Source organism: Sulfitobacter maritimus, assembly GCF_013346665.1.
GTDB lineage: Bacteria > Pseudomonadota > Alphaproteobacteria > Rhodobacterales > Rhodobacteraceae > Sulfitobacter > Sulfitobacter maritimus.
In genome coordinates this window covers 726,757-736,662 of sequence record NZ_JABVBB010000034.1, presented here as the reverse complement: position 1 = coordinate 736,662, position 9,906 = coordinate 726,757, and the positions used below count along the sequence as shown (strand labels likewise).

The 9,906-nt window shown below is 60.9% G+C and carries 10 protein-coding genes and 1 tRNA gene; 7 read left to right on the top strand and 4 right to left on the bottom strand.

Annotated elements, in window-relative coordinates; translation table 11 throughout:
* Nucleotides 1–893, bottom strand: an 893-nt coding sequence (locus HTT03_RS13665) for a hypothetical protein (RefSeq protein ID WP_174860315.1), incomplete at its 3' end; no start/stop codon positions are given.
* Between the two features lie 46 nt (nucleotides 894–939).
* Complete coding sequence (locus HTT03_RS13660; protein WP_174860314.1) at nucleotides 940–1,299, bottom strand: hypothetical protein; 360 nt, start codon at nucleotides 1,297–1,299, stop codon at nucleotides 940–942.
* Nucleotides 1,300–1,450: 151 nt separating this feature from the next.
* Here HTT03_RS13660 and HTT03_RS13655 point away from each other — a divergent pair, with 151 nt between their 5' ends.
* The 3 genes from HTT03_RS13655 to HTT03_RS13645 are packed head-to-tail and all read left to right on the top strand — an operon-like array spanning nucleotide 1,451 to nucleotide 4,766.
* Nucleotides 1,451–1,924: a putative pterin-binding protein gene (locus tag HTT03_RS13655; protein WP_174860313.1), complete on the top strand. Its 474-nt coding sequence runs from the start codon at nucleotides 1,451–1,453 to the stop codon at nucleotides 1,922–1,924.
* Entirely contained in the window at nucleotides 1,921–3,690 is a 1,770-nt protein-coding gene (locus tag HTT03_RS13650; RefSeq protein WP_174860312.1) for a sensor histidine kinase, read from the top strand. The genes HTT03_RS13655 and HTT03_RS13650 overlap by 4 nt, the downstream gene beginning before the upstream one ends.
* On the top strand, nucleotides 3,690–4,766 hold the full coding sequence (locus tag HTT03_RS13645) for a response regulator (protein ID WP_174860311.1): 1,077 nt from the start codon (nucleotides 3,690–3,692) through the stop codon (nucleotides 4,764–4,766). Before HTT03_RS13650 ends, HTT03_RS13645 begins: the two co-directional genes overlap by 1 nt.
* 531 nt (nucleotides 4,767–5,297) lie before the next feature.
* Here HTT03_RS13645 and HTT03_RS13640 read toward each other — a convergent pair.
* A tRNA-Leu gene (locus HTT03_RS13640) sits at nucleotides 5,298–5,381 on the bottom strand.
* A 123-nt stretch (nucleotides 5,382–5,504) separates the two neighbouring features.
* Between HTT03_RS13640 and HTT03_RS13635 the strand changes: the two genes are divergently transcribed.
* The 4 genes from HTT03_RS13635 to HTT03_RS13620 all read left to right on the top strand — a co-directional run bounded on the left by HTT03_RS13635 (nucleotide 5,505) and on the right by HTT03_RS13620 (nucleotide 8,652).
* Nucleotides 5,505–6,083, top strand: coding sequence for a YqaA family protein (locus tag HTT03_RS13635; RefSeq protein WP_174860310.1), 579 nt, complete (start codon nucleotides 5,505–5,507; stop codon nucleotides 6,081–6,083).
* Complete coding sequence (locus tag HTT03_RS13630; protein ID WP_174860309.1) at nucleotides 6,080–6,547, top strand: disulfide bond formation protein B; 468 nt, start codon at nucleotides 6,080–6,082, stop codon at nucleotides 6,545–6,547. The genes HTT03_RS13635 and HTT03_RS13630 overlap by 4 nt, the downstream gene beginning before the upstream one ends.
* A gap of 117 nt (nucleotides 6,548–6,664) precedes the next feature.
* Nucleotides 6,665–7,588, top strand: coding sequence for an arginase (rocF, locus tag HTT03_RS13625; RefSeq protein ID WP_174860308.1), 924 nt, complete (start codon nucleotides 6,665–6,667; stop codon nucleotides 7,586–7,588).
* Between the two features lie 14 nt (nucleotides 7,589–7,602).
* Nucleotides 7,603–8,652 (top strand): ornithine cyclodeaminase, encoded by a 1,050-nt coding sequence (locus tag HTT03_RS13620; RefSeq protein ID WP_174860307.1) that lies wholly within the window; start codon nucleotides 7,603–7,605, stop codon nucleotides 8,650–8,652.
* Between the two features lie 30 nt (nucleotides 8,653–8,682).
* Here HTT03_RS13620 and HTT03_RS13615 read toward each other — a convergent pair whose 3' ends face one another.
* Nucleotides 8,683–9,873 (bottom strand): FAD-dependent monooxygenase, encoded by a 1,191-nt coding sequence (locus HTT03_RS13615; RefSeq protein WP_174860306.1) that lies wholly within the window; start codon nucleotides 9,871–9,873, stop codon nucleotides 8,683–8,685.
* Nucleotides 9,874–9,906: the final 33 nt, after the last annotated feature.

Below are 9,906 nucleotides of genomic sequence, written 5' to 3'. Positions count from 1 at the left end.
TGCTCCAGCTTGGCATCCCATTCGGGGTTCGGCTCTTGGCCCTCGATGGTTTTGAAATAGACCTGCATCATGCAGGTGATGGCAAAGGGTTCGAGCAAGGCGGCCTTGACGCTCCAAGCAAAGAGCAGTGCAAAGACCACGCCCCCGGCGGCCCATGCCCCCGGCATCAGATAAACGACCAAGGCCGCGGGGGCGAGCATCACCACAAAGACCAGAAAGCTCAGACCATAGACGATCAGCGCCAGCCATGCCGCGTTTTTAAGCATCACTTTGTAGTTCTGCCCATAGAGCACCAAAGCCTCCCGCGCGGACATCCACGCGTTGTCGGACCGCGTGCGGATCGCATAGGCAAGGATCACCTCATCCACAAAGCCCACTGCGATGCGCAAAAAGGCCGACAGGATGCTGGCAAGCTGTTGCACCCCCGGCACGGGCAGGATTGTGAGGATGCCGCGCAAAAGCCCGGCGATGGCGCGGACCACGCCTTTGATCAGTTGGTCCATGACGAAAAGGGTGCTGGCCTGTGGAAAACGCTCTTTGACCACGGTGGTCGCATGGGCGACCTGACTGCGGCCCTCCGGCATCGGCTTGCCGTCGATCAGTTCGACCAACACGGCGATATGGCCGGCTTTGACGATGTAGAGGATATATTCACGCGCCCAGTACATCAGCGCCCCGAAAATGCCGAAGCCCGCAAAACCGCCCCATGCGGTGGTCGTGGCGCGGAACTCCGCATCGCCAAAGCCGCCGATGCCCCAGCCGACCCCCGCCCCCATGCCGGTGACGAGGATATAGCCCAGCGTAATCCCGAAGTAGACCGCCATGCGCAAAAGGATGAAAGGCAAGGTGCGCCCCATCAGCCTAAGCGCTCCGCCGATGCTGAAATTCCACATGGTTGTTCCCCTCCCTTATCGACCCGCCGGACAGCTGCGCGGCGGGTTAGATCTCACATTTGCTATTGCCGTATTTCGCCGCACAGGCCCGCGCCGCGCAGGAGGCGATCTGCGGGTCCCGCTGCGCCTTGCGAATATCGACCCGCTCAACCGTGGTGTAAGGCACTGAGATCGCCTTCATCACCGGCTTGCAGGTGGTGGTGGTGCCTGCGGTCTCACAAACGGTCTCCCCACTCGGGCGCTCAACGCTGCGGTATTTGGTGACCGGTTCATGGCGATAGACGGGTGGGATCTTGAGCAGCCACTCCGCCTCGCAATGGGTCCGCTCGGTGCGATACTCCGGCGTGCCGCAAGATTGCAGGACCAACAGGCCAATGAGGACAGAGACAGTATTAGCAAGACGCATAGCGCGGTGATCCTTTTCGACACCCCCTTCGCATAATCGCTAAACCGCCAAGCCGCCCCCTTCGTTTGGACGGGGAAAAGCGAAACTTTTCACGTTATGATTGCATGCTGACCGCCAGACTGTTGAACTGCCGAAAAGAAATGAGGGTCTTATGCGTTACGCGGCTATATCAATCTCGACCTGCATCGCGCTTGCCGGGGCCGCTCTGGCCGCTGAAGAACCGGTGATACTAAAGGTCACTGGCCTGATTGACGACGCACCTGCGCATTTCACCATGGCCGATCTGCGCGCCCTGCCCACCACCACGTTAGAGACATCGACAGTGGTGACCGATGGGGTACACAACTTTACCGGTGTGCTGCTGCGCGATCTGCTTGCCCAATTGGATGCGACGGGGGATGTGATCACGGCTACCGCGCTCAACGACTATGTGGTCGACATCCCCCGCGCGGATGTTGAGCAATACGACGTGATCGTTGGCTACAGTATGAATGGCGCGGAACTGGACCGGGCCGACAAGGGCCCGCTTTGGATCGTCTATCCGCGTGACGGGCATGAGGCATTGCAAGACATCCGCTATGACTACCGCTGGGTCTGGCAACTGTCGGAGCTTGAAATCAGATGAGACCCCTCGGTCGGCCCGGTCTTGCTCTGATCCTGCCGCTGATCGCCATTTTTGTCTTTGCGGTGCTTCTGGCCTTTGCGCTGAACCGCATGGTCCGGGTCGCGGATGATATTCGCGTCAATGCGGAGCATAATATGCTCTGGGTCATGCACCAAAGCGAGATTGCCGCACGGCGTCTTGTCGAGACCACTTTGAGGGCGGAGTTGGGGGAGGCAGATGCGGCGGAGATCGCGCTGCGTCTTGACCTGTTGCGCAGCCGCTTTGCGCTGCTGCACGAAGGACCGCAACGGCGCTTCATGGAAGAGATCGGGATGCGCGAGCAGCTTTCAACGCTGAACCAGACTTTGCAGAGCATCGCGCCTCCGTCTGCCCCGATCTCTCCTTCCACGGCGCAGGACTTGCGCGAGGCGCTTGCGCCGTTCACGCGGTTCTTTTCCCGCGCGGCCAACAAAACCATGATCCGCGAATGGGACGACCTGGGCGGGCGGCTCGAAACCGCACGCGCGCAGTTGCGCCAGATCATCGCCTCGCTCTTTGGGATCACCGTGACCGGCGCTGTCTTGATCCTGACGCTCTTTTTCGCGCTGCGCCTGTCGCGCCAGCGGACCAACATGCTGCGGCGCGAGCGGGATTTCTCGGCGCTGTTGGTGTCTTCCAGCGGTGACGGGATTTTGGCGATCGACGCGGCCGGGCGCTGCACGATCTGGAACGACGCCATGGCCACCATGACCGGCCAACCGGCAGAGCGAGCCGTGGGGCGAAAACTGTCTGATATCACAGGTTTCTTTGGCACTGCCCATGTCCAAACGGCGCTTAAGGCATCGCTCGCTGGGAAGGACCGCAGCATTGCCTTGCAGCCCTATTACCGCGATGCGGAGGAACCCGCGCTTTATGTCGACCTGCGCTTTTCGCCCATGTTGGACGAGGGGCGCGTCGTCGGAGCCATTGTGTTTATGCATGACGCAAGCGACCGCTACGCCGCACGCCAACGGGCCGCGCAAACCCGCGGGCATCTGGAACAACTTGTGGCGGAACGCACCCGCGAGCTCGATGAGGCGCTGTTGCGAGAGCGCTCTGCTGCGGATCTTTACCGCAATTTCGCAGGGATGATCTCGCATCAATTCCGCACACCTCTGGCGGTGGCCGATTCCGCATTGCAACGTCTGATCCGCCGGGGCGGCCGCGCCAGCACAGCAGAGATCGTGGACCGCGCGCGCGGGGCGCGGGATGCCATTGCCGGGCTGACCCGGCTGGTGGCCAGCACGATGGACGCCACACGGCTTCAAACCGGTCAGGTGGGCGCGCGCCGGGTCGCCTGCGATCTGAGCAATTTGCTTGAAGGGGTCCGTGCCAGACAACAGGCGATGGCTCCCGAAGCGCGGATTGAGACAGATCACCCTGCCAATCTGAATGCCGTCGCCCTTTGCGACCCCGCGCACGCGGAACAGGTGCTGGAAAACCTCATGTCGAACGCCGTAAAATATGCGCCTAAGGGCTCTGCAATCACCGTACATCTGCATGGGAACGCAACGGAGCTTCACTGCGATGTCACGAACGACGGGCCAAAGATCGCAGAAGCGGACCGCGCGCAATTGTTTGACGCAAACTTTCGCGGCCAGAACAGTGTCGGCACACGAGGCACCGGGGTTGGACTGTTCATCGCCCGCAGTCTGGCACGCATGCAGGGCGGGGATCTGCAATTGCGCGACACCGATAGAGGCACCTCCTTTCGCTTCACCCTGCCCCGCTATGAAGGGGAAAAATGATGACAGATACAGCAATAAACACCCCCGCCCCGCTTATCCTTGTGGTGGAAGATGAGCCCGCTTTGCGCCGCGACATTGTCGAAGAGCTTGAGGAGGCAGGCTATCGCGCCCTCGCTGCCGCCCATGGGGAAGAGGCCGACCGGCTCATGGAAAACGCCACGCCTGACCTTGTGCTTTGCGATATCACCATGCCCAAGCTCGACGGCTACGGGCTGCTTTCTGCCATGCGCCAGAACCGTCCTGAGCTTGCCAGCACACCCTTTGTCTTTCTCACCGCCATGTCAGAGCCGCGCGAGGTGATCGAAGGCAAGCTGCGCGGTGCGGACGACTATCTGATAAAGCCCGTCGACTATGATCTGCTCTTGGCCACCGTATCCGCCAGACTGCGTCAGGTGTCACGTATCAAGGGCCAGATCGAGCGGGACGTCGCCAGCCTGCAAGCCGCGTTGGCCGACCTCGCCAGCGGCGGACCCCATCCGGTGCTGGATTTGATCGCCCTTGGGATCGTGCTGTTGGATCGCGATGGGAATGTCGTCCACGCGAATAAAGCGGCGCGAAATATGGCGCGAGACGCCGCGCATTTCAGCTTTCGCAGGAACAGGATTGCGGCGACGGATCCGGTCAGTGACACGGCGCTGCAACAGGCACTCGACAAGGTCAAAGCCGCCGCCCGGCGCGGTGAACGGGTCGGCGGTATCATGTTGCAAGGCGCTGATAGCGCAATGTCAGCGCTGATCGGCGCATTGGGACCTTCAACGGCGACGCAAAAAGTCCAAGCAGAACTCGCCGTGTTCCTATCCGCACCGACACATGACAAAAAGGTGTCGGAGCGGCTGTTGATCGATCTGTTCGGCCTCACCCCAACTGAAGCACGGGTCGCAGCCCTCCTCACCAGCGGCGCACGCCCCTCCGATGTGGCCGACGCCCTTGGGATTTCGACGACGACCGTGTCTTTCCACATGCGCAATCTGTTTCAGAAAACCGGCACGAACCGGCAGATCGACCTCGTGGCGCTGATCCTCGCGGGGCCGATGGCGGTCCAGTTGGAGCTGTCTTCTTGTCCCGCCAGTTTTTAGGGGTCATGCCAGCTTTGGCGCCAGTATTGTTGCGGCAGTCCCCTTGAAAGATGTTAGGTCGGTCATTCGCAGCTTATTTGTTAGCCTGTGTCTTACGATCGTCGCGGTAAAGGCCGGTTGCGCGCAAAACGTAGTCGTCGAACGCTTGCACTGCGGCAATTCCTTCGACGCTGCGCCGGCGATGAGAATGGAGGTAAGACTTAGAGCTTACGGGCAGAACGCGGTTGTAATCATTGAAGAAGATACCCGTGAACGACCAGCCAGCGCATCACTGTCAAAAACCGCTAACAAGTCGGCCTGCCTGCCATTAGCGCAATACGTGAACCGAGTACATAAAGCATGGCAGGCAGCCCGCCGTGATTACCTTGTGTGCTACGGATATATGCCGCGTACTAAGAAGCAAAGAGAGCGCGAAACTGCGGCACTGCTTGACCTGCCATGCCTCTAATAAACATCTCAGAACAGAACAGGCCCAGAACGGGAAACTGTGGGTGGAGCATATCGGGGGATGCGGAGAATGGCGTAAGCCATTGGTACCCAAGGCCGGACTCGAACCGGCACGCCTCGCGGCGGGGGATTTTGAATCCCCTGCGTCTACCATTCCGCCACTTGGGCACTGGGGGTCATTTAGCGTGACTTGCGCAGACGGGCAAGCGGATTTTCTGCAAAGACGTTCGCTTGCCTTGACCTTGCGCTCCGCACGTGGTGATGCAGTCAAAACAGACCGGAGCCCGACGCATGATCCGCCGCCTTTATGATTGGACCTTGGGCTTGGCCCAGCACCGCCACGCGCTCTGGGCGCTGGCCATTGTGGCCTTTGTGGAAAGTTCGTTCTTCCCGATCCCCCCGGATATTTTGATGATCCCGATGATCATTGCCCAGCCTCGGCGGGCGTGGTTGATTGCCGGGGTGGCGCTGTTGGCATCGGTGCTGGGCGGGTTACTGGGCTATGCCATTGGGGCCTTGGCGTTTGAAAGCATCGGCCAGCCGATCCTTGCGAGCCTTGGGAAAGCTGACGCGATGGCCGAATTCTCCACCCGGTTCAATGACATGGGCTTTTGGGCGGTGCTGATCGCGGGGGTGACGCCCTTTCCTTATAAGGTCATCACCATCATGTCCGGCTGGACTGGGATGCCGCTTGCCACCTTTATCACGACTTCGATCCTCGCGCGGGGGCTGCGGTTTTTCATTGTGGCAGGGCTGCTGTGGCAGTTCGGTCCGCCGATCCGGGATTTCATTGAACGCCGTTTGGGCATGATGTTTACCCTCGCGGTGGCTCTGCTGATCGGCGGCTTTATGGTGGTAAAGGTTCTATGACACGCAAGACATTGATTACATTGGCGACCTTCGGCTCTGCCGCGTTGCTGCTCGGGGCGTTTGGGTTTCAGCATCTGGGGGGCTATGCGCCTTGTAAGATGTGCCTGTGGCAGCGCTGGCCTCATGCCGCAGCGGTGTTGATTGGGGCGGCGTTGCTCATGGGCGGGACGCGTGTCTTGGCGTGGTTCGGCGCGGCGGCGGCGGCGCTGACGGCGGGGATCGGGGCGTATCATGCTGGCGTTGAATGGGGTTGGTGGCCGGGGCCAAGCTCTTGCACCGGCGGTGGGCTCGACATGGGCAGCCTTGATGGTGGGGCGCTTTTGTCGACCGACGGTCCTGTCGGGCTGGTGATGTGCGACGAGATCGTTTGGCAGTTGTTCGGTCTGTCGATGGCAGGATGGAACGCGATCTTCTCTGCGGTGCTGGTTGTGCTGTGGATCATGGCGGCAAAGCGCACTGAGTAACAAATTGGACATTTACGCTTACCATTTGCGCAAAACCTACCCGAATTGTGCAGTTTGACAGCTTGTTGATATATCAAAAGGTACTCTATTTGGTTTGAAACACCAAAGGAGTTCCCGATGTCACATGAACAGAATTGCATCTTGCTTGGCGTGCCACTGGACAGTGGCAAACGCCGCCGGGGATGTTTGATGGGGCCGGATGCCTTTCGCACCGCCGGGTTAGAGCCTGCGCTGCGCGACCTCGGCCATAATGTTGTGGATCGCGGCAATATCGCGCCAGCGCCCTATCATGCCAAAGAGCACGAAAAGCTCCACGCGTTGGAAGAGACCATTGCTTGGACAGAGAGCCTTGCCGCCGCTGCGGATGCAGCGATGGATGACGGGTTGCCGATCTTTATGGGCGGCGATCATGCTTTGGCACTCGGCACCGTTTTGGGCGCGATGCGCCATGCCGAGAAAGCCGAGCGCCCGCTTTTCGTCCTTTGGCTGGATGCGCATACGGATTTTCACACCCCGCAAACCAGCGACAGCGGCAATCTTCACGGCACCCCCTTGGGCTATGTGACCGGGCGCAAAGGGTTTGATGGTTTCCCCGAAGTGTTAAAGCCCTTGCCCCATGATAATATCGCCATGATCGGGCTGCGTTCCGTCGATGCGGCTGAACGCGCGGCGTTGCAGGACACCACCGTGACCTATGTCGACATGCGCGAGATTGACGAGAGCGGCATTGCCAAACCCTTGCAGCGGTTCCTCGATAAGGTCGCAGCGGCGGACGGGATGCTGCATGTCTCGCTGGATGTCGATTTCCTTGATCCTTCGGTTGCCCCTGCTGTCGGCACCACCGTGCCGGGCGGTGCCACCGTGCGCGAGGGGCATCTGGTGATGGAGATGCTGCATGACAGCGGGCTGATGACTTCGCTTGATCTGGTCGAATTGAACCCCTTCCTTGATGAGCGTGGCCGCACCGCGCAATTGATGGTGGACCTCACCGCCTCGGCCTTTGGCCGCCGCGTGTTTGACCGCCCTACCCGAGCCTATTGATAGAAAGACCTGACATGACCAATCTGAACCCTTCCGATAAGGCGCTGGTGCCTTTTGTTTCTGTCGATCAGATGATGAAGCTGATCCACCATATCGGCGTTGAAGAGATGCTGCGCGGGTTGGCGGAGTACATTGAGGCCGATTTCAAACGCTGGGAGTTGTTCGACAAGACCCCGCGCGTGGCGAGCCATTCTGAGAAAGGCGTGATCGAATTGATGCCCACCTCGGACGGCGATGTGTACGGCTTCAAATACGTGAACGGCCATCCGGACAACACAAAGGACGGCTTTCAGACCGTCACCGCTTTTGGCCTGCTGGCGAACGTGGCCAATGGCTATCCGGTGCTGCTGACCGAGATGACGATCCTCACCGCCCTGCGCACGGCAGCGACGTCCGCCGTGGTGGCGCGGCTGCTGGCACCGAAGGGCAGCCATGTGATGGCGATGATCGGCAATGGCGCACAGTCCGAGTTTCAGAGCCTTGCGATGAAGGCTATCTGTGGCGTGGACGAGGTACGGCTCTACGACATCGACCGCGCAGCAACCGCGAAATGCGCACGCAATCTGGCGGGACACGGGATCAAAGTGGTGGAATGTGACACGGCAGAGGACGCGATCCTTGGCGCGCAGATCATCACCACCTGCACCGCCGACAAGCAATATGCCACGATCCTGACCGACAATATGGTCGGCTCCGGCGTGCATATCAATGCGATCGGCGGCGACTGCCCGGGCAAGACGGAACTGGCGCCCGCGATCCTACATCGCTCTGATATCTTTGTGGAATTCCCTGAGCAGACGCGCATTGAGGGGGAGATTCAGCAGTTGGAAGCCGACCATGAGGTCACTGAGATTTGGCAGGTTCTGACCGGCCAAGCCAAGGGCCGCCGCGATGACCGTCAGATCACGCTTTTCGACTCCGTCGGCTTCGCGATTGAGGATTTCTCGGCCCTGCGCTACGTGCGCGACCAGATCGCTGAAACAGGCCTGTTCCAGCCGCTCGACCTGCTGGCCGACCCGGACGATCCGCGTGACCTCTTTGGCATGTTGCAACGCGCGGGCTGATATGAGCGACCACCGACCTTGGTCGGTGGCCTACCCCTTGGTGACGTCGTGACCATAGAGCCAATCATAGGCGCCGAGCATCACGCTTGGCGCCAATCTTGACGCCAGCCGCAGACCAGAATGGGCCACCAGTCGCAGCGGGCCGGGCGTCATGTGGTAGCGTGCGGCGTTGCCTTCTGACGTTTTGACGATGCGCCGCGTTCGGTTGATCCGCTTGGCCTGATAGGCTGCGAGCGCTGCGTCGCGCGGCTGGCGGCGCAGGCAATCGGCCAAGACCCAAGCATCCTCCAGCGCCATATTCGCGCCCTGCGCCAAAAACGGCAGCGTTGGATGGGCGGCATCGCCAAGCAGAGCCACGCCTTCGCCGTGCCAATTGGCCGCGACAGGATGATGGTGCAGCCCCCAGAGGGTGACATTCTTCACCGTTTCGATCATCTGCGCCGCCTCGCCGCCAAAGCCCGCAAAAGCGCGGCGCAGGTTGGCGGGGTTGTCGGCGTGATGCCAGCCTTCGGCGGCCCAGTCGCTGCGTTCTTCGACAGCGACGAGGTTGATCAGACGCCCATCGCGCAGTGGATAGCTCACCAGATGCCGCCCCGGTCCCATCGTCACCCGCGCCTCTGGCCCGTGGTTAATGTCATTTGGGATCAGCGCCCGCCATGCGACTTGGCCAGAGAAGGCGGCTTTGTCGGCGCCGTTCAACTGCACCCGCCCGACGGAATGGATGCCATCGGCGGCGACCACCAATTCAGCCCGCCGCCGCCCACCGTTGGCCATCTGCACCTGTGGCAGAGCGCCGGGGTGCAGGCTGGCGGCTTGGGCGCTGGTCTCAAAACTCACATTGGCTTGCTGTGCCGCCCCCCGCAGCAGATCAATCAAGTCGGCGCGGTGGACGAAGTAATAGCGTTGCGTCTCGGGCAAGCGGGTCAGATCCAGCCGAGCGACTTGCGCGCCTTTGGCATAGTCACACAGCCGCACCGCCTGCCCGCGCACCGCACCGCGTGCCTTCAGCCCGCCTTCAAGCCCCAAGCCGCGCAGGACGGCGAGGCCGTTGGGACTGATCTGCAAACCTGCACCAACCTCGGAAAAGTCAGGGGCTTGTTCCAGCAGCGTGACGGCCACGCCCTGCCGCGCGAGTGCCGTAGCGCAGGCCAGACCGCCGATGCCACCGCCGATAACGATGGCATTGGACACGCCGTTGCGCGGCGCGTTAGCCCCGCTCATCCGGCCCGCCGCATGGCAACCGCACATAGAAGA

What these genes read in the sequence shown, in the direction of transcription:
- HTT03_RS13660 (WP_174860314.1), bottom strand. Translation starts at nt 1,299, where the DNA reads ATGCGTCTTGCTAATACTGTCTCTGTCCTCATTGGCCTGTTGGTCCTG.
- HTT03_RS13645 (WP_174860311.1), top strand. Translation starts at nt 3,690, where the DNA reads ATGACAGATACAGCAATAAACACCCCCGCCCCGCTTATCCTTGTGGTG.
- HTT03_RS13615 (WP_174860306.1), bottom strand. Translation starts at nt 9,873, where the DNA reads ATGAGCGGGGCTAACGCGCCGCGCAACGGCGTGTCCAATGCCATCGTT.
- HTT03_RS13620 (WP_174860307.1), top strand. Translation starts at nt 7,603, where the DNA reads ATGACCAATCTGAACCCTTCCGATAAGGCGCTGGTGCCTTTTGTTTCT.
- HTT03_RS13655 (WP_174860313.1), top strand. Translation starts at nt 1,451, where the DNA reads ATGCGTTACGCGGCTATATCAATCTCGACCTGCATCGCGCTTGCCGGG.
- HTT03_RS13635 (WP_174860310.1), top strand. Translation starts at nt 5,505, where the DNA reads ATGATCCGCCGCCTTTATGATTGGACCTTGGGCTTGGCCCAGCACCGC.
- HTT03_RS13650 (WP_174860312.1), top strand. Translation starts at nt 1,921, where the DNA reads ATGAGACCCCTCGGTCGGCCCGGTCTTGCTCTGATCCTGCCGCTGATC.
- rocF (WP_174860308.1), top strand. Translation starts at nt 6,665, where the DNA reads ATGTCACATGAACAGAATTGCATCTTGCTTGGCGTGCCACTGGACAGT.
- HTT03_RS13630 (WP_174860309.1), top strand. Translation starts at nt 6,080, where the DNA reads ATGACACGCAAGACATTGATTACATTGGCGACCTTCGGCTCTGCCGCG.